Genomic DNA, 24,116 nt, shown 5'->3' with positions numbered 1-24,116 from the left:
CCTAGATCAGGCCGGTCGCCAGTTGTGAGGCAGAAGCTCGTCGATGCGGCTGTTCAGATGCGTGGGCAGCCGCGTAAGCACGTCCTTGAGGTAGGCCCATGGGTCGTGCCCTTGCAACTTTGCTGACCGGACCAGACTCATCACGACTGCGGCACGTTGGCCGGCCAGTTCGCTTCCGGCGAACAACCATGCGCGCCTGCCCTGGGCCCATGGACGGATCAGATTCTCGCAATGGTTGTTGTCAACGTTCACGTCGCCATCGAGTAGGTTTTGCGTCAACGCGCTCCAGGCATTGAGGCTGTAGTTCAGAGCCTTGGCTGTGGCGCTGCCGTCGGGTACACGGCCTCTCTCCAGACGCAACCACGAATGCAGGTCCTCCCACAGCGGCTTTGCGTCCCGTTGCCTTCTGGTCAGTCTCTCCTGGCTCGTCAAGGCGGCCAGCTCGCGCTCCAGACGATAGATCTGCGCGATGCGTCGCAATGCCTCGTCGGCGACCGCGCTCTTGCCAGCGTCGCGCAGCAACTCGTCGTACTTCCTCCTCGCGTGCGCAAGACAGCCAGCAGGGATGCGCCCGGGTTGGGCCACCATCACCTTGTCATAGGCCGCGTACTCATCGCGCACCAACGTGCCGCGCCAGCCTGGGTCGCTGCGCCTGTCATCTTCTGGGCCGAGGAAGGCCACGGGGTACTGCGCACCCCGTCCGGCACAGAAGTCGTAGATGACCCCCGGCACCGCATCGAAGGCGCCGCGCGCATAAGTCCAGACGTACGCTCGCTTCGTCTTGCCTGCACCTGGATCGAGCATGGCCACCGGTGTCTCGTCAGCATGCAGTACTGCGGCCGACAGCACGAAGCGCTTGTGCGCGTCATACAGCGGCACGAGCGCCGCGCCACCTCGCCCGGACCAGCTCGCCAGCGTGGAGCGCGGCGTGTGCACGCCCGAGCGCGCATTGATGGACTCCAGCCGGTAGTACGGCAGGTGATCCACGAAGTGGCTGACCATCGTGTGCGCGACCAGCCCGGCCGCGGGCATGCCGCCATCGATGATCTGCGGCGCAGCGGGCTCCTGCACCAGGCACTGGCAGCAGCGGCAGGCCCACTTGCCGTAGATGTGGCGGTGAACGAAGAACTCCGCCGGAATGACGTCCAGGCGCTCGCTCACGTCCTCGCCTACGCGCACCATCGGGCGGCCGCACTCCGGACTCGGGCAGCTCGTGTCCTCGGGCTCGTGGTGGTGTTCCACACGGCGCAGGTGCTCAGGCAGCGGACGACGACGCGGCTTGCGCTTGTTGTCGTTGTTCTCTCCCGTGGTCTCGGGTGACGGCGTCGCACCGCGCAGCTGACCGAGCTGCGCCTGCAGACTGGCCTCGTCCTCGGCAACGGTCTCCTCGAACAAGCGACGTTGCTCGGCGTTCATCGCCTCAGTCTTCGCACCGAACTTCCACGCCTTCAGCTGCGCCAGCTGGAACATGATCTTCTCGATCTTGGCGTCCTTGAACTGGATCTCATGTGCCTGCTGGCGAATGCGCTGCAGCATCTGCTGAGCAAGTGCCGTGACGGCCTCGGGTGCGAGACCTTGAAGGTCCTCGTCCTTGAGATCGTGCAGGGCTGGCATGGGGGTGAATCATGCAAGTCCTGCCGGCCTCATGCCACTGGGGGTTGTGCTGTCAACGCGCCGTGCGGCTCCTGCGACGGCGAGACTCGCCTTCAAAGTCCTTGACGCCGCGACTTACAGCCGCGTGATCACGCTCATCTCGGGCAGCCGCTGCCAAGGCAGCCCTACCACCAGCGCATCGAACTGCACCTGCGTCAACGCCAGCGGCGCCGTACCGTCGATCTCGCGCGGCCAGATGAACCGGCCGGAGTTCAGTCGCCTGGCAGCGCACCAAACGCCAAAGCCGTCGTGCACGAGCAGCTTCACGCGCGTGGCGCGCCCATTGGCGAAGAGATACCCGTGATGCGCACGGGCGCTGCCCATGGCGTGCACGACGTGCGCCATCAGGCGCTCGCAGGACATCGAGTTGCCTTGCGGCACCCACCACGGCCGCGTAGGCGCGGCTGCTGGCCGGCAGGCCGGAGTCGGCCAGTATCTCGCCAATGACGCGCCGATGCTGTTCGTCCTGGCCGCGCGGACCACCGCGCAAAAGCTCCGGCATCACCAGCTCCGCCAGCCGTGTCGATGCGGGTTGGACGGAGATGGTGGCCCAAGCGCTTTGTGCCTCCAAGGCCGGCAGTACGGCCCGCAGGCGATACTCGCCGGGCCGCGGCAAAGCTAGGCCGATCCTGTCGCCCAGCACCGAATAATGCCGTCGCGCCACCTGCCCGGGACGCAGGCGCCGGCGCAGGGAACCGCAGGCATAAGCGTCGGGCAGCAAGCGACGCATCTCACCGTCTGGACCCGCGAGTTCGATTCGCACGTTGCCGCTGCGCAAGTCCAGCGCAGCCGGGATGTCGCCGGCCTTTTCGCCGCGGCGTAGCCGCAGGCTGACGGTGAAGTCCAGCGGCTGTGCCACCTGCAGCCGGTCGGTCTCGAGCTTCAGCGTGCAGCCCAGCCGATCGAAGGCAACGTCGTCGCTCACGCCTCGGCTGTCGTCGTCGAAGGGATCACCCCACGGGGCCACCTCGGAGGCGTCCCGGCCCTCCAGCAGGTCGCAGCAGGCCCGCGACATCGGCAGTCCAATGGGCGCCCCAGTACCGGTGCCGAAGAAGGCGCGGAGCTTGCTGCGGTAGCTCGGGCCGGCGTTGGCGACGACGTTACTCCACAGCTGCGCGCGGTTCGTGACTCTGTTGCGCTCCCCGAACTGCGACATGGCCTGCTTGGGATCTTCGCCCGGCTCAGGATGGAGCAGGTTGAGCAAATGGCCGAGCTCGTGGACGTAGACCTCGAAGCGCTCTTCGGGGCCGAAGGACTTGAAGACCCAAGAGTCCGCGTAGACCACGCAGGCGCCGCGGCGGGTTGGGTCCATGAGTTGGCCGTTGATGCCATCGCCTTCGGGCGGCATGCTGGCCACCAGGAGAATAGCGGGAGCATTGGTGCTGCCTTGGGGTGGGGCATGCTTGGCGCAGAACGCCGCCATCGCCGCGCTGTCGTGTGAGGGGTCTTCATCGAGCACCTGGCTAGGCAGGAAGCTCAGCGCGACACCCAACGCGCCGAAGTATCGCGCCAGCGCCTGTGTCGGCACGACCGCTCTGTCCTCGCTTTTCAGGCCTGACAGGGTCATGACCTGGATGGTCGCACTAACTGTCATGATCGCTCCGCGGGGCCAAGCCATGGCCGTGTTGGCGACGATTCTAAGCACAGGCTGCGGCCGTCGGATCATCACTATTGTGGATTGACCGTCTGCGGCGCAAGCCACCCAACGTGGACCCTCAGCCTCCCGCAAACACTACCCGCAGCGCCCTGCCCGCTTAGCAGGATGCGGAAATACTCCCCTCCAAAGCGAGCCATCTTCTTCGGCGAAGACTTGCTTTTCACATAGTGCAGTCAGTTGCGGTTTCGGGAGTCGTTTTCGCTGATCTGAGGGTGTTCTGCGAGCCTCTGATTGCCTCAGAGCGCCTGCGAACGGAGTTGTCCCAACGAACGCATGCGCGTCAAGTTGTACGCCGTCATCGTCAGCACGAACAGGTGGTCCACGCGCTTGAGTCCACGCACCATCACCTGACGAATTCCGCCCACCGTCTTGGCCCAGCCAAAGCCCTGCTCGATGAGCTTGCGCTTGCGCTGCGACAGCGCATATCCCTCGCTCGCAGCGATGGCATCGGGCACGGCTGAGCGCCGCCCGGAAGTGTTCTGGGCCACGTGAGGTATCACGCCCATGTTCTGGCATGCCTGGACGAACTCCTGTGCGTCGTAGCCCTTGTCCGCACCGAGCGTGACCTCGGCATCCGGACTGGCGGTGGCCTGGCGGGCATCCCTGATCATGACCTTGGCCGCTTCGCGTTCGGCAAAGCCGTCAGCCTGTGTGACCATTGCGTTGGCAATCAGGCCGTGGCGGTTGTCCGAGAGCGTATGGCCCATGTAGCGCAGCTCGCTCGCGGTCTTGCCTTTGCGGTACAGCCGCGCATCGCCATCAGTGCGCGAGGCGTGGGTGTCGTTGCTGCGGGTCTGACCTTTGAAGCTGGTGCTACTGGTCGAGTTGTTGCCCGCATCGCCATCGTCGCCGCCGTCCTTGCGCACGAAGCTCCTGTGGCTGGCCCACGCCTGGATGAGGGTGCCATCGACGCTAAAGTGCTCCCCCGACAGCCAGCCTTTGCAACCAGCGGTTTCGACGATGTGGTTGAACAGTTCGATGATCGCGTCGTGCGCGATCAGTCGCTCGCGGTTCTTGGTGAAGACGCTGGGAACCCAGACCGCATCGTCCATGGCCAAGCCGATGAACCAGCGATACAAGAGGTTGTATTGGGTCTGCTCCATGAGCTGGCGCTCCGAGCGGACACTGAAGAAGATCTGCAGCAGCATGGCGCGCAGCAGCTTCTCTGGAGCGATGCTGGGGCGCCCGCCCTTGATGTCGGCCTCGTACATGCCGGCGAACAAATCATCCATCTTGAGCAGCGCTTCATTGACCATCGTGCGGATGGGGCGCAGCGGATGATTCGCGGGTACGAAGTCCTCCAGGCGGCGCATCGTGAACAAGCTCTCGGTGAAGGTATCGGCTCCGCGCATCGTCTGGGTCTTGGGTTGCAACTTTCGGGGATCAACTACTAACGGTTGAAGGCTGCCACGCGTCGACCGGTTGCAGAGGTATTTCAGCACCCTGTTAGGCCAGCAGGATGTCCGAAGCGCCGCCGACGGCGGCGCTGCCTAGGTCCGGCAAAGTAGAGGCCGCCCGTATCGCAATCGCCAGATACGCTCGAGAACGGTTGCATGCGCAAGGTAGTCGGAGTCGACATCAGGCGCCAGTTCGCTACGAAGCTTGCCCAAGGTATCCATCGGCCTCATGTCTGCGAGGCTGGATCGGCTTCTATGACCAGGTGGTTTTCGGATGGATCGCAGATCGATCTCTCAAAGAGATTGAAGTGATTGAATGGTCGCTTCGGCAGCTGGGCCATTTGGCGGCTGAGGTTTTGTGCGTTGAGCTTGAGCGCCCGGCGAATTGACCGATGATGCAATGATGGACTCGACGATAAGCGCGTAGCCAGACTGCTTAAGGATTCAGCAATCGCACTCACCCTCAGGTGGCGGCCCGAGAGAAGATCTACGAGAGCCGCGGGCGACATCCCGCTGCTCATTCATGTGGTTGGTCATCAAGCGGGCGAGTTGCGGTCCGTTGATGACGGCCTTCTTGCGCAACGCAGCGAGGAGCTTGCCCGTGGCATCCAGCCGCCCGTCATCATCAGCCAGCCGCGTGATGGCCTCAGCAAACTCTTCAAGCTGCGTCCGCCTGTAGACAACACCGTGAGCCCTTGCCAACTCCACCACGAATGCCGCCACATCTTTCACCGGCAGTTGACTAACGTCATGAGCCAGCCTCGGTAGTCCACTGCGGCGCTTGCTCGGTCCCTGCTGCGAAGGTGCCGCAGCGCCGCCAGCCGGCACATCACTGTGCTGCCTTGCGTCTGGTGCCGGGCGCTCTTGGCGCGGCTGCGTTGGATGCTTCATCACAAAGAGATCAATGCTCGGCCGTCTTGAAGGGTTCCCAGATGAGGTCGCTCACATCCATCGCACCAATCAAGCCGCTGTGTATCACGCGCGCTTCGAGCAGTTGTCTGAGCAAATTGTCCTCGATCGGTGGCGCGGTCAGCGAGTAAACACGCCCCGACGTCGTCGTCAACGTCCGAGCTTGGCCATCGAGGTCGACGACCGGAGACGTCATACGAACCGCGCCGTTGTCCAAGACTCCCACGAGCTGACGGTGGCCCATGTGCTCGAACACTCGCCAAATGGAGAGCGTCACCACAGGCTGAGCGTCGATCGACGGCGCTAGCCTGAAGTTCAGGAACTCGACTTCAATGACCGTCATTCAAGTTCTCCGGTTGGATCAGAGACATTGCCAGGCGAACACGCACAGCCGAAACGCAAGCTCCCGCCAGGAAGACACGCTTTTAGCCTGTCTGGCACCGAAGACGGCATTTCCGCCAGCCGGGAAACGCAGCCTAACCATGCAAGACACCTTGGATTTCATCTCTCGCCGCTAAGACAACCCGATCCGGATCCGCGAGGAGTACGTCCTGAGGCCGTCGGCCCCCCAGGTAACTGTTGATCGACATGAACCAGTAAGCCATGCCCCATGCCGTCTTCGAGCCACAAAAGACGTCGAGCACTCTCTTCAGGCTCGCTCGTGGTCGATAGCCGTTGTCGGGGTCAAAGCCGTAGTCGGGAAAAAGATGCCCCTGTTCGGTCTCGATCGCGAAAATCCGGCCCGCGCGCTCCCATTGAATCGTTTGCGCGCTTGCCTCCGCCTGGGTACAGCGCGCCAAGGTCGCCACCTCGGCAACGCCAAGCCAATGACCCGAAGACATGACAGCCTGACGTGCGTCGGCTTGCATCCTGTCCTGGATCGTCAGCGCCGTTTGAAGCTGCGACGCGGGTGCGGGTGAGTTCATCACCGTCGGCACAGGAACATCGTGTGGCTTTTGCGAGTTTGCTCCGCTCATCTGTTTCTCCTGTCTGCTGATACTTTCGACGCCTTGGCCCCAACCAAAAAATCCTCCAGGTTGGCCCTCGGCACAGCAGGCATGTCAGCCCACTACGCCTGTGTACACCGAGGCCGCATCGCGTCCACCGGCGGTACCTTCAGACCTCTATGACCAGCCCCGGGTTGAAGACCTTGTTCTCTGGTTCGCCATGCCAGTTCATGTAACCCCGAGGATTGCACACGACACGACAGTCACCGACCGAGTAGTCGAAACTGTCATGCGTATGCCCGTGAGCCCAAAGCACAGGCCTCTCGAAGAATTCGGGAAGCATCTCGTTGACGAAAGCGGTCGATGCCCAGTCCTCTGCAAATCTCGCAGCCAGCGAGTTCCGGTGTGGCGCGTGGTGTGTGATCACCACTGTTCGCCCGTTGAAGGGCTCAACGAGCTTACGTCGCAGCCAATTGCGATGACGTCGATGAATACTCAGGGTGTCCATAGGTGTCAACCGCAGGACTACTTCCGAGACCATGCTGCCTGGCGGCTGGTGGCGGATCGAGCGGTAATCCTCCGTGTACTTCAACGCCTCCGCCATTCCTCGGCCCCGATCAGAAAGCATTCGAACGGGCTCGCCTGGAAAGCCTTGGTGGTCGATGCGAAGCTTGAAGTCGGTCCACAAGGTGCAGCCGAGAAAGCGTACCCGGTCGATCACGACCTCGTCGCAATCCAAAAAATGGACGTTGTGTTGCTTCGCGTTGGCGCGCATGAGTTTCAGCTCATCGCCCATGATGGTGTCGTAGAACTCATGATTGCCAGCGATTTGGATTGCGGGCTTGTCCGGTCCGACGCGCACGGGATTTCGGAGCCATTTCGCCACGCTGCGGCCGGGCTCGAGGATGTCCCCGGCGAAGATCGCCACGTCATAGTCGAGGGAGGAACTGATCTCGAACGGGTGTGAGTCCGAGTGAAGGTCCGACAAGATCAGCAACTTCATTTCAAGCGTTCGCCGAAGAGGTGGTCGGGAACATCGTGGGGCGGCACTTCGCTCGCGGAGCATTTTCTCTGCGTGGCCAGGCGAGGAAATCGCCCTTGTATCTGCGGCCGAGCACCTTGCATATCCATTGGAACGTTATCCTCTCGGTGGGTCACCCCACCACTCTGGCACGGTCTCGAACCTAATCCAGTTCCTCAGCGGCTGTGGACTTCGTGCCGCATTCTTGAGCTGCCATTCTTCGGGGAAATGCCGCAGGACAAACTTGATGCAACGGCGTAGCTCGTCCGCATTGGCTGCGGTGCTGAGTTCAGAAGCATCAGTGATTTCGCGAAGCAGGTTTCCTGAATCAGCGAAGGCCAGCAGGCGAGCTTTCGGAAGTGACGCTCCTTGATCACCGTTCTCGCCGGGCATACCCGCATTCAGATGCGATGGGTCGATCCAGCAATCGGTCAACCACTCCCGCTGCGAGATTTCTAGCTGGGCCGCTTCAGACAGCTGGATAAGCAGCGGGTAGTAACCCAACAGACTTCTGGCACGCGGCGATGCCCATGGCATGGGGATCGACATCCTGAATGTCGGGACATGCAACGCAGGATCACTGATCTCCAACAGCAAGTTCCGCATCTCGCCGAGTGCTCTCAGTCGCTCATCTGGCATCGTCATGGTCATGAACCCCTGACTCGTATCTGTTGGTCTCTCCCCTCTGAAGGCTCCAACACCGTCGAGGTCATGGAACGCTCAGAAGACCTTAAGCTATGACGGGGAAGGAGAAGAAGGTCATTGATGAAATTCCTCGTCGTTAGACAACCTTGAGTGCTGGTAGGAGATGCACTCGGCCGACGCGATGCAGTCTATTGAGACCATTCAGAACAGGCAAGTTGAAGGCAGTACCCTTAATGTCTGCTTGACGTCTAAATGCAGCTCGGACCGCCTTTGTTTTGCTTTTCATGGAATCCTGACCGCCGGGCCAGGTGCGTTCGCTTGAGAAAGGTGAACTCGATTACTCGTCCTACCACCTGGACCGGTCTGACCAGGCCGGCAATGCCCATCATCGCGGCCAGCGTGGCGCCACTGGCCAGCATCAGTTCCGGTAACTGCGCAGCCCTCGCTGTGCTGATGAACCAGGTCACGGCAAAGACGCGGGCCACGTGTCTGACTGCAGCGCGACGGCCAAGGCGATCGACTACAGCCTCAACCACTGGCAAGCGCTTACCGCCCAATGACTGCTCCTAGCGGCTATCAGCCCACAGGTTTGTCTCATGCCGGTATGCGACGAGTTGCTGTGCTCGCCGCCCAGGGGGCGGTCAGGTCAAGGTACGTTCCTTAGAAGAATGCGATTCAGTTCCCAAGGTGAAGTGACAGTCCGCTTACAGAGTTCCTGCGCAGTAGGGGGACTCAAAAGGTGAATCGCCCCGGGGCGATGCAAGGAGAATGAAGCCTCGCGCATCAGGAGGATCCCAAGAGACCAAACCCAGGTCACGAAGGAAGAATTCCTTGGGGACGGGTATCTGCCACAGGACAATCGGAGCATGAAGAACGCAGGCGATTTTGAGTACGTGAAATGCACCTGGTGCAGCTGGATTCATCGCGTCCTTGATGACGATGAAGTGGCAGGACTCAGCCCCGAACAGTGCCAGCGGTATGCAAGATGCACTCGCTGCGAAGGTGTCGCCTTCTCAGCGTCCAGCTGGGCTGAGGTCCCAGTGCTCGCGAACACGCCGCCGTTCGTTAGAAATCAGCCCTTAGCGAGACCATAAATTTGCACCGACCCGATGTACCGACAAAGGGTGGCTCGCCCTGAATTCAAGTTATGCAACCGCGCCTGATTGATCTGCAGTTGCCGCGGAAACCGGAGGGAAAGAAGCCGATTCAATTGGGCGCTGTATCACTCGCCGGTCGAGCTCCGCACATTAGCTTGGCTGCTTTTGTCGTGCGCTTTGCCGCGGCCTCCATGCGGTGCACGCTCCCTGCCATTCCGACAGTGGTCGCCCTTCCCGCAGCGGCCCAGTCCACCCCAGCCCCGAGGCCCGCCCTGCCGCCGAAGTCGCTTCTCGAGCGCGCAGATGCCACCAACAGCCGGTGTCGCGGCGGCTCAGGGGACTCACCGGCCACGGCCGTCGCGCTAGGGGCTTTGGGCATTGCGATCATTGGGAGGGCGTGGCTGTTCCGGCGACGCTTCAGGCCCACGCCAGCAGCCCAGTCCCGATCGCGAGGAGCATCGGTCGATGCCGGAGGAGTGAGCCTCGACGCGGCACGGACAGAACCCAGATGGGAAAGCCGCGGAGGTACTGCGCTGCCGGCGGGCCCGAGGCCGGAGCCCTGCAACCTGCTCGAGCAAGCCGAAGCGGCGGCCGGCCCACTGATCGTGGACGGATTCCGGTGCCACGCGGCTGTTGCGGGCGACGGGATGGCACCCACGGCGAAGACCGCGGACGCCCGCATCCTGGAGATCTACCGCCACGTTGGCACCGCCTTCCAGGAAGTAGCTAAGCGGCGAGGCGAGCACCTGCCTACGGGCGTACTGAACGCCGCCGTGCTGGGCTTCTTCCAGGTTGAGGAAATGGAAGGTTGTCTTCTCGATGCGCAACTGGCATACGAGCTCAAACTCTACGAAGCGCATGGCTTGCGCGAGGTCTACCGGGGTGCAGACCTGCGGCTGTTCTGAGATCGGAGATTCCGCATTCACGCGCAGTGTCATCCGGCGTCGCCATAGTTTCACTTTTCTCAGTTCGCCATTCGGTGCTTCGCACGCGGCGGCTTGCTCGCTCATCTGGCCGGCCTAGCCACAACCGCTGGTTTGACAAGCGCACTACCGCGGAGTGGAGCAACGTCCAGCAGTCGACCAGCACGCGGAACGGATTTAGCAAAAAATGCAAGCATCCGAAGCTGAGAACACGCAAAATTCGGTGCGTAGAAAGATCAAATATTTTTGAAGGGTTTCATTTGAGAAATATCAAAATATTTTCATCGTCTACTGAATTATTCTCGTGCTCTGTTGAGGAAGAGCCCCAGAAACAGGGCATTTCTTCTCACGCTCTTTTGATTTACCACAGTCTCCTGCGGTGTCAACCCCACCTCAGGAGACGATCATGAATGCTTTTGATACTCTTCATCCGACGGCCGCGTCATGGCTTCGCTCGAGCGCACTTGCGCCGTCAGTACCTGCCTATTGGCGCTACTTGACCGAGCGGCGCTATGCGCCCAACACGGCGAGGTCGTACCTCTGCTGCCTCGCGCACTTCGCGCGATGGATTCATCGATGTCGTCATCCGTTGGATGACCTCGATCACGCGATCGCCAGGTTCATCGATGAGCATTTGCCACGCTGTACTTGCCCGGCCCTAGCGCATCGTTGTCGCCACCAAGTTCGAGCTGCACTACAACACCTGAGAGTAGTTCTTGGGAACTCCGGGATCGTGACAGACAGACGTCGGACCGACCCGATTGAAGAGGCACTGCACCGCTATGACGAGCATATGCAACATGGCAGCGGCTGAACGCCAGATGGCCAGACCACAACGGCAGATGTGACACCTACCGCATAGAGCAAGCCCATGTCGCTGAGCGCCTGACGAAAAGCGTTGTCCACGCCGTAGCCAGCATCGGCCAGCACGCAGTGGCGCAGCGCGCCTTCCTCCAGCAGGGTGCGCAATTGCTGCAGCGCGATCTGCGTCTTCGTGGCGAATCGCACTTCATCGGGAACGCCGGCCTTGGCGCGGCGTTCAGAATCCGCCGCCCAGTCCTCGGGCAGGTACAGCTGCCAAGCCACGGGCAGGCTGCCCTGGTTGCTTGCTAGGGAGATGCTGACGGCCACCTGGCAGTTGTCCTGCTTGCCCAGCGTCCCTCAGTACTGGCGCGTGACACCGACCGAATGGCGACCTTTCTTCGGGAACCCGGTGTCGTCGATGATCCACCAGCCGCCTTGGCTGAAGTCCATCTTGGGCATCACCCACTGGCACCGCTGATCTCGATTGCACTGGCGCTAACAAGGGGGCGCACGAGGACACCAAACTCCAGTTTCACCGGTCTAGAGCGGGAATCAGAAGACAGGCGAAGTGTTCATCATTTTGGACATAACTTCGCTTCGCCGTCTAGAATACGCATCATGCCTGGAGTTCCGCCCGTCCTTTTTCCTTCCGAACGAAAGATCCTTTCGCAGCTTGGCGAACGCATCAAGCTTGCCCGTCTGCGCCGCAAGCTCAGCAGCACGACCGTGGCGGGGCGCGCCGGCATTTCGCGGACAACGCTTTACAAGTTGGAGACCGGCGAAGGCGCCGTGACGATGGGCACCTGCTTGCGCGTTTTGGCAGTGCTCGGGCTGGACAAGGATTTTGAGGCGCTGGCGTCGGATGACCGAGTCGGGCGAAAACTCCAAGATCTTGCAATGCAGACGGCTGGACATCGAAAGCAGAATGAAGTCCCCAAAAACCCCTAGAGCCGTCCAAACAGAAGAGCTAGAGGTCTGGCTGGACAGCGATCTTGCACCTGCGTGTCAGGTGGGGACGCTGTCGCATGATCGCGGCCAAGTCCGTTTCCGATACAACGAGGCGTGGCTCCGCGGTGGCCGCGCATTCGCCCTGGACCCTGACCTTTCGCTCGACGAAAGCACTTTTTTCCCACGTGCCGAAACCGGCAACTTTGGGGTATTCCTCGACTCGTCCCCAGACCGCTGGGGGCAGACCCTCATGAAGCGCCGCGAAGCTCTCGTCTCACGCGACGAAGGTCGGCCCGTGCGTTCTCTTTACGCCTGGGACTTTCAGATCGGCGTCCAGGACCAGACCCGCCAGGGAGCCTTGCGCTTCCGTCGGCCCGGAACCACTGAGTTCCTGGGGAACGAAACCATGGCGGCACCGCCAGTCACATCTCTGAGTGAACTTGAAGCCGTGGCGTACGAGCTGACCAGCCGTCGGATCGACAATTTGGACGCTCTGCGCAAGTGGCTGGCAGTGTTGGTGGCGCCTGGCGCATCGCTCGGCGGCGCGCGACCGAAGGCGAACTTCACAGAGAGTGACGGATCCTTGTGGATCGGCAAGTTTCCCGCTCGTGACGACGACAGAGACATCGGGGCGTGGGAGTACGTCGCTCACGAGTTGGCGAGAAGCGCAGGCGTCGACGTGCCGGAAGCAAAACTCGTTCGGCTGAACAACGTCTTTCACACTTTTTGCGTCAAGCGTTTTGACCGGGAAGGTGGCAATCGACGGTTCTACGCTTCCGCCATGACCATGCTTCGAAAAGACCAGAGCGAAGGCTCCAGCTATCTCGAGCTTGCTCAGTTTCTGCGAGTTCAGGGTGACCACGCAAGCGTGCAGCAGGACCTCAGACAGCTCTTCCGGCGCGTCGCGTTCAACGTAGCGATCGGAAATCGGGACGACCACCTGCGCAACCATGGATTCATCCTCGGGGAGGGCGGTTGGCGCCTGGCGCCAGCTTTCGATGTAAATCCAAACATCGACAAGGCCGAGCATGTCCTGAACATTGACGACATGGACAACAGGCCTAGTCTTGATCTGACACTTTCGACTGCTGAGTTTTACGAACTGTCCCCGCTGGAGGCGGCTGACATCATCAACGAGGTTGTTGCTGCAGTGAATGAGTGGCAAGAAGTCGCACAACGCATCGGTATTGCTCGATCGGAAGTGCTGATTCTGGAATCGGCTTTTCAGGCGCATGACGAGTTTGTCGCAGCAGCAGCGGCCACGCTCCCACGACGTCCGAAGCCGTAGGCCTCCTCAGTTGCTCGCGAGGGGTCTGCTACGTGCGCATGCGAGCCTAAAAGTTTGGCGCCAAAGCCATCGGCCTTGCCCGACGCGGTACGCGGCGAGCAGGTCTATGCGCGATGCCTGGCCTGTCACGCGCTGGCCGTCGACCGCGTCGGCCCCAGGCACTGCGGCCTGTTCGGCCGGCTGGCCGGCAGCGTGCCCGGGTTCGGCTATTCGGAAGCGATGAAGAGGTCCAAGATCGTCTGGAACGACAAGACGCTCGACAGGTTCCTGGTCAAGCCCCTGGCCATGGTGCCCGGCACCGCGATGACCTACGACGGCGTGCCCGATCCTGCGGACCGTGCGGACCTGATTGTTTACCTCAAGCATGCGGATGAGACGCCTCAGTGCACGGGCGCCGTGTCTTCGCACAGGTAGGTCGTGTAAGAACTGGAGAGGCAACTGGGACACTTCGCGCTGGGACACGAGAGTACGTCCGATGTCACTGTGGATGTGGGCCGGAATGCGGCAATGGCGGAGCAACAGGCGAACCAGTTTGCAGATGCTCTCCTCGCACCAGCCTGGCTGGTTACCGCGACGATGCGGCAAAAAAATTGATCTCGCAGCCACCTCCGGCCTCCAGCGATCGTCTATCAACTATCCCTCCGGTTGGGCATCAGTTACAAGGCGATGGTCAGGTCATTAGTGCGGCTCGGCCATCTTGCGATTGCCGACGCGAACCAGATTGTTAGCCGAGAGCTCCGTCAGGCAGGAGCGCCATCGCCCGCTCCGCGCGCAGCTCGGCACGGATGCGCGAAAAGTCGAACTCACCGCAGTGACCACGCTCCAGTCCGTCCACAGTGGGCAACATGACCGCACCATGTTGTACTGCGACCGCTTTATGTTGACTTAAACCGCACTTTGTTGACACGAACCACGCGAACGGGTGCGATCGGCCATCCAGAACGCGGGGCTGGAGTACCCCAACAACAAGAAGATCGTCGTGAATCTCGCGCCCGCGGACCTGCCGAAGGACTCCGGACGCTTCGATCTGCCGATCGCGCTGGGCATCCTCGCGGCCAGCGGGCAGATCGACAACGCCAGGCTGGCCGGGCATGAGTTCGCGGGCGAGCTGTCTCTTTCAGGCGAGCTGCGGCCGGTGCGCGGCGCCCTCGCGATGGCGCTGGCCCTGCACACCCGCGGCGTGGCCACGCGGCTGGTGCTGCCCCTGGACAGTGCGCATGAAGCCGCGCTGGTGCCCGGTAGCGAGGTCTACGGCGCCAGGCACCTGCTCGATGTGGTGCGGCAGTTCGTGGTCGACACCGAGGCCGCCTCGCAGTGGCCCGATCCGCCGCCAGACGGCTGGGCACGCGTTCATGCCGCGCCCGGTGCGAGCGCGCCCCGCTACGCCGACCTGGCCGACGTCAAGGGGCACGCGGGCGCCAAGCGCGCGCTGGAAATCGCCGCCGCCGGCGGCCACAGCCTGCTGATGATGGGCGAGCCGGGCTCGGGCAAGTCGATGCTCGCGCAGCGCTTCGCGGGGCTGCTGCCGGCAATGAGCATCGACGAGGCACTGGAGAGCGCGGCCGTGGCCAGCCTGGGCGGCCGCTTCGCGACGGAGCGCTGGATGCTGCGGCCTACTTCCGCGCCGCACCACACGTCCAGCGCGGTGGCGCTCGTAGGTGGCGGCTCTCCGCCGAGGCCCGGAGAAATCTCGCGTGCACACCACGGCGTTCTGTTTTTGGACGAGTTCCCCGAGTTCGCCCGCTCGGCGCTGGAGGCGCTGCGCGAGCCGCTGGAGACCGGCACCATCACCATCGCCCGCGCCGCGCGGAGCGCCGAATTTCCGGCGCGCTTCCAGTTGATCGCCGCGATGAACCCCTGCCCTTGCGGCTACCTGGGCTCCACCAAATCAAAAGCCTGCCGCTGCACGCCCGACCAGATCTCGCGCTACCAGGGCAAGCTCAGCGGCCCGCTGCTGGACCGCATCGACCTGCACATCGAAGTGCCCGCGGTGTCGGCGCAGCAGTTGCTCGATGCGCCTCCCGGCGAATCGACGGAAAGCATCCGCAGTCGGGTGATCGTGGCACGCGAGCGCGCGATGCAGCGGCAGGGCTACGCCAACCAGTCGCTGCAGGGCAGCGCGATCGACAAGCACGCGGGGCTCGACGATGCCGCACGCAAGTTCATGTTCAACGCGGCAGCCAAGCTGGGTTGGTCGGCGCGCAGCACGCACCGCGCGCTGAAGGTGGCGCGCACGATCGCTGATCTGGGGTCGGCGGAGGCGGTGCAGGTCGAGCATCTGGCGGAGGCTGTGCAGTATCGGCGGGCGCTGCGCGGGATCGCGTGAATTGGCCGCGCATTCACGGCCCGCACTCAACAGGCCAGTAGCATCAAACGATGCAGCCCCTCAGACCGACAGACCGATCCCTCACCTTCAACTGGATTTCAGCCGGCATGTTGATGAGCGGTCTCTTCCTGCCGATCGCCGCAACGGTGCTGGAACCCAGCTTCTGGTCAGACGCCTTCTATGCAGTCGCACTCATGTGCTGGGTCATATTGCCGGTGTGGTACCCGTGTTGCGCGATAAGAACGGGAGTCATCGGCGGCGGATACCGGGTCTTCAGACGGCAGGAACCTTTCAAGTTCTGGCTGGGACTTGCGACTTATGAGGTGCTTCTTCTCGTTTTGAGCATCGTCATCGCTTTGCCGGTCTACGCCAGATTCGCTAAAGATTAGGCTCGGCGATAGCAGCGCGCGCAAGCGCGACAAAGATCAGGCGGACGGGCATCCTTCATCCATGAGGGTCAATGTCAGTTTTACTTCGTGCCGCGCTTGCAGCTCTCTTTCGAACTGAATGATCTTTTCCGGGCGCGTGGCCCGGCAAGCCATGATCAAAACCCCGCTTGGCTTGAGCCGAACCACTTCATCTACAACGTGCGTGGCGAGCTCAGACTTGATGTCGCCAAGCTGATAAAGGTTCGGAAAAATATGAACCTTGGTGGGCTCAGCTGCGGCGAAGCAACCGACAAGTGCAACCGGAATCAAACCGGCAGGCCAGCGAACGAATCTCATCAAACTCCCTTTATCGCACCGGCTGCCGGTGCATCACCTCATTCTGGCATTCGAGCGCGAGCGCCGAGCGACCGACTGCTACTTGAACTCGTGACTCACCACAGGCGCCGACTTGCTGTCCTGCACCGTCACCCGCTGCCGGTACACCTCGAGGTCGCCATTGCGCACCTCGATGTTGTAGATGCCGGGGCGCAGCGGCAGCGACTTGAGCGGCGGGCTCACGCCGCGGTCCGCGCCGTCGACGAAAACCTGGCCCCACGGGCGGATGTTGAGCACCACGCGGCCCATGCCCGGCGCGGCGGCGGTCCCGTCCGGTGCAGCGGGCACCGTGGGCGGCGACAGCCGATTCAGTTCCGCAATTGCATTGCGCGCATCCCGGGCGTGCGGACCGCGGCGATAGCGGCGCAGGTACGCCTCGTAGCCTTCGCGCGTGTTTTCTGCCTGGGCCAGGCTCCAGTCTTCCGCCTCGGCGGTCGCAAGCGCTGGATCGACCGGTGTCGTGACTGGCGGGTTGACCGGCACATTCTCGATGGGGGTCAGCGGTCCCGTGGCGGGCGTTGCCGGTGCACCAGCCGCGGGTGCAGGCGCAGCGCCAGCGACTGTCGTCCCGGCAGGCGCTGAAGGAGGCACCGCATCCGCGACGGGCGCGGCAGCTGGCGCACCCGCATCGGCGGCTGGCGCGGCGGGCATCACCGCGGGCGGCGAGGTGTTGCTCGACATAGGCGAAGCCGGCGGTGGCACCGGCACCATCGCGGTGGTTGTGTCTTGCTGCTTCATGCCCGAAGTCAGGCGCATGCCGATCCACCAACCCACGGCCACGAGTGCGATGACCAGCACGCCCACCAGGCCCCAGCGCGGCCGTCGCGCGGCGGCCTTCTGCGTCTTCTTGGCGGTCGGTGTCGGCGCCGCTTCCACGGCGGCCACCGGCACAGGCTCCAGCGGCACCGGAGCCGACATCGGCGAAAACTGCTGCGGCGCCAGCGGCGGAGGCGGCGGCACCGCCGACACGGGTGCCGCGGGAATGATCACCGCCGGCACGCCCATGCCGCTCACATAGATGTCGCCGAGCTTCACCAGCCCCAGTTCGGCGGCGAAGGCGGCCACGGTCTGCGTGCGATCCTTGCTGTGCACGGCCAGCGTGTGATCGACGGCGGCGCAGAAGCCGGGGCTCAGGTCGCCCCGTCCCATCGACGACAGCGGCACGTAGGCGTCCTGCACGCTGCGCACCACGGCCGAGGGCGGTGGATGCCCGGTAACTGCACGGTACAGCACCGCGCCCAGCGCATACAGGTCGGTCCATGCGCCTTGCAGCAGGGTGTTGTCGTCGGCGTATTGCTCGATGGGCGAGTAGCCCGACTTCACCATCACCGCCACCTCGTCGACCAGGTCGGCAATCGACTTGCGCGCCGCGCCGAAGTCGAGCAGCACCGGCAGGTCGTCGGGCTGGATGAAGATGTTGTCGGGCGCGATGTCGCGGTGAAAGCACTGGCTGCGGTGCAGCGTCTCGAGTGCGCCCAGCAGCGGCCCCAGCATGCCGAGCAGCCAGGCCTCGTTGATGCGCCCGGGCTCGTCTTCGGCAAGGCGCCGCAGGGTGCGGCCCTTGTAGAGCTGGATCGCCATGTAGGCGGTCGAGTTGGCCTCCCAGAAGCGATGCACGCGCACCAGCGCGGGATGGCTGAACTGCGCGAGGGTGCGCGCCTCGTTGATGAAGCTGCGCAGCCCTGCCTGGAAGGTGGCCGTGAGGCGCTCGGAACGCACGAGCACGCTGTCGTCGCCCACGCGGCGCGCGAGCATCGACGGCATGTATTCCTTGATGGCGACTTCGCGCTGCAGCGAATGGTCGTAGGCGCGGTAGACGATGCCGAAGCCGCCCTCGCCGATCACCTCGAGCAGTTCGAATTCATCGAGCCGGTGGCCCACCTCCAACGGGTGCGGGCGTTCGTCAGGCGGCGTGTCGAGCGCCGTGCTTGCGGTGCCGTGCGTGGTGCTCATGCTTCTTCTTCTCCTGCGGGATGGCGGCTCTTCATGCCCATGGCACATGCCCCTGCGAAAACAACTTGGAAAACAGCGGTGTGTTGAGCCCGCCGCCATGGGCCGCGGTGCGCAACGGCGAACCGTCGGCCTGGTTGGTCCACCAGTAGCTGGTGCTGCCCAACGGGTCGAAGCACAGTGGAAGCTCCGGCCAGCCGAGCCGCTGCTGGGCGCTCGCGCCACCGGCTGTAGGTCCGAGGATCGAGAGAATGTCGTCCGAGCCGCCGCTGGCGGTCTGGAAGCCGGCGCGGCCCGCGGCCAGCACCTGCCCGTCGAACTGGTCCGGCGCCACGCCGTGGCGAATGGCCTGCAACAGCGCGCTGCCGCATTGCCAGTACCACGCGGCCGAGCCCTCGAGCACCGACGGCCGATAGTTGCGCGCGGCCACCTGCAGCGTGACGCACACCGGGTAGTAGCGGCCCACGCGGTCGCAGCTCGGCGCAAGACAACCGAACTGCACGGCATCGACGCCCTGCGTCGCGGGAATCGCGAAGTTCCATACCGGCGCCACGGCGTAGTGGCGCGTCATGGCATCGGGCCAGCGCTTGAAGCTGCCCAGGCCGTTCTGCATCCAGCGGTCCCACCAGGCCTGCAGCTCGCGCGGCATGCGGCGGTAGAGAAAATCGCCGGCGGCGGGCAGCTTGCCGTACCAGCCGATCTGTTCGTCGACGGGCACCCAGGCCTGCGGGGGAATGCTGCTGTTCATGTCAGGACTTCCCTGGGCAGGAGAAGCTGTTCATCTGCGGCAACCGCAGCGGGTTGTAGACGCTGTTGGCCGTCACCGCCAGCACCACCTTCTTGCCCTGCAGGTCGAAGGTCGCGTTGAAGGATTCGGGCGAGCTGCCCGAAGAGATCGAAGCCTTGTCGAACAGGCGGTGCAGCGCCCACGGCCCTTCGGTCACGATGCCGCCGGCCGGCGTGCCGTTGGCGGTGGTCACCTGCAGGCGCACCTGGTTGCTGTTGCGCGGCCCTGGCCACTTGACGGTACTGGGCGCCTGCGGGCCGTGCGCGTAGCGCACCGTCTGGCCGTCGATGTCGAGCGTGAACTGCGTGAGCGCGGCGTCCATGTCCTCCGGGCGGATGTCGAGCGTGAACGACGGCGTGCGCCCGCCCGCCATGCCCGAGAAGAACACGTCGCGGATCGCCTGCGCCTTCTGGAAGGAATCGAGGTAGGCCGAGCGCCCAGCGGCGCTGCCGTCCACGCCGCGCTTGAAGGCCCACGGGTTGACCGAGGTGTCGACCTGGGTGATGAGGTTCTTCTGGAAGAAGTCATCCATCATCCCGCCCGGCGCGAACAGCTGCGCGAAGTCGCCCGAGGCCACGTCGCGGTTCGATCCGCGCGAGAACGGGTAGCGCCCCGCGATCGCCTGGTTGCAGAACGAACCGATGCTGGCGGCCGCGCTCTGCCCGATGTTCTGCCGCGTCACCGCCGCCGCCTTCGACGACGCGGTGGCCGACAGGTCGTTCAGCATGCCCTGGAACGGCACCGGCAGGCGCCCCGCCTCGGCCTGCACCTTGGTGACGGCATCGCTCGACGGCGGGATGTTGCCGCTGCGCAGCGCGGTGTCGGTGGCGGTGAGGAAGGTGTAGAGCTCGTTGATGAGCGCGGCGGTCGCGTCGATGGGCGCCTGCCCACCCTGCTTGGGCGCGGTCACCATGCGGCGCAGCGGCTCGAAGTGGTTGTCCACCAGCGACTCGGGCCGGTCCACCCGCGCATTGCGGCGCTGGCTGCCGTCGGGCTGGCCGATGAGCTGCTCGATGCGCTCGCGCGTGCTGGCCACGCGGTTCTGCGCCTGGTCGAGCAGGCCGCGCGCGGCCTCGTCGTGGTTGCGCAGCAGGTCAGTCTCGCGCGCGGCGCCGCGGATGATGCGCGACATCGGCGACTCCGAGGTCGAGAGCACGCGCGTCATCTGGATGCTCTGCAGCAGCGAGCGGCTGTCGGCCAGCCGGATGTCGGTGAGGTACTCGTCCCACACCCGGATGTAGTCGGTGAGGTAGAGCCTGCGCACTTCGCGCAGCAGCAGTTCGCGCGAGGTGATGTCGGCGATGCCCGGCGCTCGGATCTGCAGCACCCAGCGGTCTTCCTGCTCCAGCGACAGCGTGGTCTCGGCCATGCGCTTGTCGAAGATGTCCCAGTAGCCGCGGTAGGTGAAGAGCGTGGGGATGCCGTCGGTCAGCGGCTTGCCGCTCGCGCGGCGGATCACCAGCGCCGACTCGGCCCCGCCCGCCTCGGCGATGGAGAAGGCATTGGGCGGGCTGGTCTGCAGCAATATGCGCCGCAGCCGCGCATAGGAGCGCTGCGCCAGCGGCACGCCGGCCAGGCGCTCGCGCGTCTGCGTGATGAGGCGCTCGTCCTTCGCGAAGGGCGAGGTCAGCACGCGGCCGGCGAACAGCGCCTTCAGGTGCGACTCGAGGTTGGTGCGCTGCTCGCGCGTGAGCGACGCCCCGATCTTGCGGTCGACGTCGCTCAACAGCCAGGCCTGCAGGAAGTCGGCGTCGTAGCGTTCGGCGTCGAACAGCATCAGGTAGGCCTTGAGCGCCTCGTAGCTGTATTCGGCGTCGTTCTTCGAGGCCTCGCGCAGCGACTGCTCCACGCGCTGCGCGGCCTGCGGCAGCAGCACGGTTTCGAGCGCGCGCTGATACACGCCATCGGTCGCGGCCTGCAGCTTCTCGCCCTGGTAGAGGCCGAAGCGGTACGACAGCGGCGGATCGCTCACGTCGAAGTGGCTCGACTTCGGCAGGTCGCGCAGCCGGTCGAGGATGAGCAGCGAACTCGCGATGTCACCGCCCGAATCGACCACCGTCGGCAGCTCGCCGCGCGCGGCCGCCTTGTTGAAGGCCTTGGCATTGCCGTCGACCTCGGCCACGTAGTCCTTGTTGTTGCGCCAGCTGTTCACGCAGGCGCCGAGGAACAGCACCAGCAGCACACCGATCACGCTGTAGCCCGCGATGTCGATGGCGCGCTTGCGCCGGTACCAGCGCAGGTTGGTGCCGGCCACGCCCGCGTCGCGGAAGATCACCTGCTGCAGCAGCTCCTTCAGGAAGTAGCTCTTGCCCGGGCCCGGCGGCGGCGCGGGCGGCGCGTTGACCTGCAGGTAGCGCTTGATGGCGCCCATCACGCGGTCGAAGGCGGTGCCCTCCTGCGTGCCGCTGGTGAAGTACACGCCGCGCAGCATCGAGGCGGCCTCGAACTTCGACGGGTTGAACACATCGGCCAGGAAGGTGCCGAGGATGTCCTCGAAGCTTGCGAACTGCTGCGGCAGCAGGTAGGCCTGCGCGCGCCGCATCGGATCGGGCTCGGCCGCCAGCAGCTCGGGCAAGCGTTCGTCGAGGCGCTGGTGAAGCAGCCTGTATTCCTGGTGGAAGCGTTCGCGCAGGTCACCGCCTTTCAGCGGCGCCGCACCCTTTGCCGCCTTGTTCGCGGCGTTTCCCTCGATGGGGAAGGTGAAGCCCCACACCTGCTGGCGCTCGGCGCGGCCCAGCGAGCCGAAGTATTCGTTGAAGCCCGCGAGCAAGTCGGTCTTGGTGACCAGCACGTACACCGGGAAGTCGATGCCCAAGTCGTTGCGCAGCTCCAGCAGGCGCTTGCGCAGCGCCATCGCATGGCGCGCGCGCTGCGCGTCGTCGGCCAGCGGCAGGTCGGCGATGCTGATGGTGAGGATCGCGCCGTTGATCGGCTGGCGCGGGCGGAACTTCTTCAGCAGTTCGAGGAAGCCCTTCCACTCGCCTTCGTCAGTCTCGCGGTTGCTTTCATGCGTGGTGTAGCGCCCGGCGGTGTCGATCAGCACGGCTTCGTTGGTGAACCACCAGTCGCAGTTGCGCGTGCCGCCGATGCCGCGCACCGCGGCCTTGCCGAGCTGGTCGGCCAGCGGGAAGTCGAGGTCGGAGTTGACCAGCGCCGTGGTCTTGCCCGAGCCCGGCGCGCCGATGAAGATGTACCAGGGCAGCTGGTACAGGTACTGCCGGTCGAACACCGAGAAGCGGCTCGCGGGCTTGCCGTCGGCGCCCTGCCCGAAGCGCATGTTCTTGAGGATGGCCGTGGCGTCGGTGAAGCCGCTCTGCAGCTCCTTGATCTCGGGCGCGTCCTCCGGCTTGGCCTCTTTCTCTTTCTTGGAGGGCGTGCGCAACTGGTTCAGCAGCTGCGCGTTGAGGCGGCGCTCGCGCCACTTGCGGTAGACCAGCCGCGCGAGCCATATCGCGAACATCAGCGCGATGACGGCGATGCGCACGATCTCGTCCTCGAGCGGACGGTAGCGGCCCACCGCGATCGCGGGGCCGATGATCCAGATCAGGAACGCGAGCGCGACCAGACCCAGGAACACCCAGAGATCGCGGCCGATAAGAAAACGGAAGATGGCGCGCAGCATCAGCGGGCTCCTCCCTGCGGTTGTGGCGCGGGCGCGGGCACGCCCGCCACCGGCGCCACCAGCAGCGTGACCTCGACGCGGCGGTTGCGCGCGCGATTGGCCGGCGAGTCGTTGGGCACCAGCGGGTCGGCATCGCCGCGGCCTTCGGCGCGCAGGCGCTCGGGACGTGCGAGGCGCGTGGCGATCATCTTCTTGACCGCATCGGCGCGGGCCTGCGAGAGCTGCCAGTTGGAAGGAAAGCGCACGCTGCGGATCGGCTGGTCGTCGCTGAAGCCGCTGATCAGCACATTGCCTTCGACGGCGTTCAGCGCGTCGGCCACGCGCGCGAGCACCGGCGCATAGCGGTCGAGCACGCGGTCGGAGCCGGATGCGAACAGGCCGTCGCCGCGCAGTACCACCACGCTGCGGTCAGCCTCGTCGCGCACGGTCAGCAGGCCGTCACGGATCTCGGGCTCCAGGAAACGCTGCAGGCGCGGTGTCGGCGCGGGCATGACCACGGCGCGCGCGGTCTGCGGCAACCGCACCGCGTTGACGGCCGCGAAGGCGCCATCGGACGTGCCCGCCAGGTTGAAGGTGAGCAGCGCGAACGCCACCAGAAGCAGCACCGCCGCCACCGCGCCCACGGCCCACACCGGCAGCCAGTTGCGCGTGCGGCGTACCGGCGCGCTCGCGTCCTGCCAGTGCGGCGACAGCGGCACGGCGATTTCGCCGCGCGTCTGCCGGATGATCTGCAGCAGCCGCTGCTTGAGCGTCTCGAGCTGCGAGCGTCCGTTGTCGATGACGCGAAAACGCCCCTCGAAGCCCAGCGCCAGGCAGAAGTAGATGAGCTCGATCAGATGCAGGTGCTGCTGCGGGTTCTGTACCAGCCGCGACAGCAGCTGGAAGAATTTCTCGCCGCCCCAGGTCTCGTTGTGGAACATCACCAGAAGGCTCTGCGACGACCAGATGCTGCCGCCCCACGGCGTGAGCGCGGCGGCCTCGTCCACCGCGGTGCACAGGCAGTAGCGCGCGCCGATGATCACCTCGGGCGCAATGCCCGCCTGCTGCGCGCGCGTCTCGAAGCGGCGCACTTCGTCGACCAGGTGCTCGCGCAATTGCGCGGGCGCGGGATGGTGGCCGGTCGCGCGGATCTGCGGAATCAGGTCAAGCAGCGGATTTGCGGCCGCCACCAGCGGGTTGTTGCCCGCGAGGGCTGTGTCACCCGCATGCGGGCGCCGTGCGTCGTGCCATGCGGTGAAGGATTCGGGCTGCGCGCCCATTCCGCGCTGCGCGGCGGGCATGCCGCCCATGTCAGCAGCAGCGGCGCCGCCTCCTGGATTCGGCGGCACGAAGCCTCCCGCGCCGACGGCCATGTCGTTCACACCGTTCATAGAGTCCC

Annotated in this window: 19 protein-coding genes and 2 pseudogenes; 6 read left to right on the top strand and 15 right to left on the bottom strand. The window is 64.3% G+C overall.

What is annotated here, in order from left to right; all coding sequences use genetic code 11:
* Nucleotides 1-6: 6 nt before the first annotated feature.
* The 9 genes from tnpC to L3V85_RS02100 form a co-directional block, all read right to left on the bottom strand.
* Nucleotides 7-1,614 (bottom strand): IS66 family transposase, encoded by a 1,608-nt coding sequence (gene tnpC, locus L3V85_RS02140; protein WP_237677787.1) that lies wholly within the window; start codon nucleotides 1,612-1,614, stop codon nucleotides 7-9.
* A gap of 52 nt (nucleotides 1,615-1,666) precedes the next feature.
* Nucleotides 1,667-3,220: a hypothetical protein gene (locus L3V85_RS02135; protein WP_237677786.1), complete on the bottom strand. Its 1,554-nt coding sequence runs from the start codon at nucleotides 3,218-3,220 to the stop codon at nucleotides 1,667-1,669.
* A 326-nt stretch (nucleotides 3,221-3,546) separates the two neighbouring features.
* The gene (locus L3V85_RS02130; protein WP_237680478.1) at nucleotides 3,547-4,662 is read right to left on the bottom strand and encodes an IS5 family transposase; all 1,116 of its coding nucleotides are present in this window, start codon (nucleotides 4,660-4,662) and stop codon (nucleotides 3,547-3,549) included.
* A 489-nt stretch (nucleotides 4,663-5,151) separates the two neighbouring features.
* The gene (locus L3V85_RS02125; RefSeq protein ID WP_237677785.1) at nucleotides 5,152-5,598 is read right to left on the bottom strand and encodes a hypothetical protein; all 447 of its coding nucleotides are present in this window, start codon (nucleotides 5,596-5,598) and stop codon (nucleotides 5,152-5,154) included.
* Between the two features lie 10 nt (nucleotides 5,599-5,608).
* The gene (locus L3V85_RS02120; protein ID WP_237677784.1) at nucleotides 5,609-5,959 is read right to left on the bottom strand and encodes a hypothetical protein; all 351 of its coding nucleotides are present in this window, start codon (nucleotides 5,957-5,959) and stop codon (nucleotides 5,609-5,611) included.
* 133 nt (nucleotides 5,960-6,092) lie between these two features.
* Nucleotides 6,093-6,593 (bottom strand): hypothetical protein, encoded by a 501-nt coding sequence (locus tag L3V85_RS02115; protein ID WP_237677783.1) that lies wholly within the window; start codon nucleotides 6,591-6,593, stop codon nucleotides 6,093-6,095.
* A gap of 139 nt (nucleotides 6,594-6,732) precedes the next feature.
* Complete coding sequence (locus tag L3V85_RS02110; protein WP_237677782.1) at nucleotides 6,733-7,566, bottom strand: metallophosphoesterase; 834 nt, start codon at nucleotides 7,564-7,566, stop codon at nucleotides 6,733-6,735.
* Between the two features lie 135 nt (nucleotides 7,567-7,701).
* Nucleotides 7,702-8,235 carry a hypothetical protein gene (locus L3V85_RS02105; RefSeq protein ID WP_237677781.1) on the bottom strand — a complete coding sequence of 178 codons (534 nt, stop codon included), beginning with the start codon at nucleotides 8,233-8,235 and terminating at the stop codon, nucleotides 7,702-7,704.
* Between the two features lie 242 nt (nucleotides 8,236-8,477).
* The gene (locus tag L3V85_RS02100) at nucleotides 8,478-8,696 is read right to left on the bottom strand and encodes a hypothetical protein (RefSeq protein ID WP_237677780.1); all 219 of its coding nucleotides are present in this window, start codon (nucleotides 8,694-8,696) and stop codon (nucleotides 8,478-8,480) included.
* 1,106 nt (nucleotides 8,697-9,802) lie between these two features.
* Here L3V85_RS02100 and L3V85_RS02095 point away from each other — a divergent pair.
* Complete coding sequence (locus tag L3V85_RS02095; protein WP_237677779.1) at nucleotides 9,803-10,231, top strand: hypothetical protein; 429 nt, start codon at nucleotides 9,803-9,805, stop codon at nucleotides 10,229-10,231.
* An 819-nt stretch (nucleotides 10,232-11,050) separates the two neighbouring features.
* Here the strand turns inward: L3V85_RS02095 and L3V85_RS02090 are convergent.
* Nucleotides 11,051-11,521: pseudogene (locus L3V85_RS02090) on the bottom strand (IS701 family transposase); the annotation flags it as partial.
* Between L3V85_RS02090 and L3V85_RS37435 the strand changes: the two are divergent.
* The 5 genes and pseudogenes from L3V85_RS37435 (at nucleotide 11,438) to L3V85_RS02065 (ending at nucleotide 16,004) form a co-directional block, all read left to right on the top strand.
* Nucleotides 11,438-12,001, top strand: a complete 564-nt coding sequence (locus L3V85_RS37435; protein ID WP_337250110.1) for a helix-turn-helix domain-containing protein — start codon at nucleotides 11,438-11,440, stop codon at nucleotides 11,999-12,001. The pseudogene L3V85_RS02090 and the gene L3V85_RS37435 overlap by 84 nt on opposite strands.
* Nucleotides 11,979-13,289, top strand: a complete 1,311-nt coding sequence (locus tag L3V85_RS02080; protein ID WP_237677777.1) for a type II toxin-antitoxin system HipA family toxin — start codon at nucleotides 11,979-11,981, stop codon at nucleotides 13,287-13,289. The genes L3V85_RS37435 and L3V85_RS02080 overlap by 23 nt, the downstream gene beginning before the upstream one ends.
* Nucleotides 13,290-13,343: 54 nt before the next feature.
* Entirely contained in the window at nucleotides 13,344-13,703 is a 360-nt protein-coding gene (locus tag L3V85_RS02075) for a c-type cytochrome (protein ID WP_237677776.1), read from the top strand.
* Nucleotides 13,704-14,196: 493 nt separating this feature from the next.
* Nucleotides 14,197-15,615, top strand: a pseudogene (locus tag L3V85_RS02070) (YifB family Mg chelatase-like AAA ATPase); the annotation flags it as partial.
* 50 nt (nucleotides 15,616-15,665) lie between these two features.
* Complete coding sequence (locus L3V85_RS02065; protein WP_237677775.1) at nucleotides 15,666-16,004, top strand: hypothetical protein; 339 nt, start codon at nucleotides 15,666-15,668, stop codon at nucleotides 16,002-16,004.
* Nucleotides 16,005-16,040: 36 nt separating this feature from the next.
* Here the strand turns inward: L3V85_RS02065 and L3V85_RS02060 are convergent, their stop codons facing one another.
* The 5 genes from L3V85_RS02060 to L3V85_RS02040 all read right to left on the bottom strand — a co-directional run bounded on the left by L3V85_RS02060 (nucleotide 16,041) and on the right by L3V85_RS02040 (nucleotide 24,108).
* Nucleotides 16,041-16,340 (bottom strand): hypothetical protein, encoded by a 300-nt coding sequence (locus tag L3V85_RS02060; RefSeq protein WP_237677774.1) that lies wholly within the window; start codon nucleotides 16,338-16,340, stop codon nucleotides 16,041-16,043.
* Nucleotides 16,341-16,418: 78 nt separating this feature from the next.
* Nucleotides 16,419-18,332, bottom strand: coding sequence for a serine/threonine protein kinase (locus L3V85_RS02055; protein WP_237677773.1), 1,914 nt, complete (start codon nucleotides 18,330-18,332; stop codon nucleotides 16,419-16,421).
* A gap of 31 nt (nucleotides 18,333-18,363) precedes the next feature.
* The gene (gene tagF / locus L3V85_RS02050; protein ID WP_237677772.1) at nucleotides 18,364-19,077 is read right to left on the bottom strand and encodes a type VI secretion system-associated protein TagF; all 714 of its coding nucleotides are present in this window, start codon (nucleotides 19,075-19,077) and stop codon (nucleotides 18,364-18,366) included.
* A gap of 1 nt (nucleotide 19,078) precedes the next feature.
* Nucleotides 19,079-22,738 carry a type VI secretion system membrane subunit TssM gene (tssM, locus tag L3V85_RS02045; RefSeq protein ID WP_237677771.1) on the bottom strand — a complete coding sequence of 1,220 codons (3,660 nt, stop codon included), beginning with the start codon at nucleotides 22,736-22,738 and terminating at the stop codon, nucleotides 19,079-19,081.
* The gene (locus L3V85_RS02040; RefSeq protein WP_237677770.1) at nucleotides 22,738-24,108 is read right to left on the bottom strand and encodes a DotU family type VI secretion system protein; all 1,371 of its coding nucleotides are present in this window, start codon (nucleotides 24,106-24,108) and stop codon (nucleotides 22,738-22,740) included. The genes tssM and L3V85_RS02040 overlap by 1 nt, the downstream gene beginning before the upstream one ends.
* Nucleotides 24,109-24,116 lie beyond the last annotated feature (8 nt).

Source organism: Variovorax paradoxus (assembly GCF_022009635.1).
Classification (GTDB): Bacteria; Pseudomonadota; Gammaproteobacteria; order Burkholderiales; family Burkholderiaceae_C; genus Variovorax.
The sequence above is the reverse complement of the archived record's forward strand: the minus strand, read 5'-3'. Positions and strand labels throughout refer to the sequence as shown.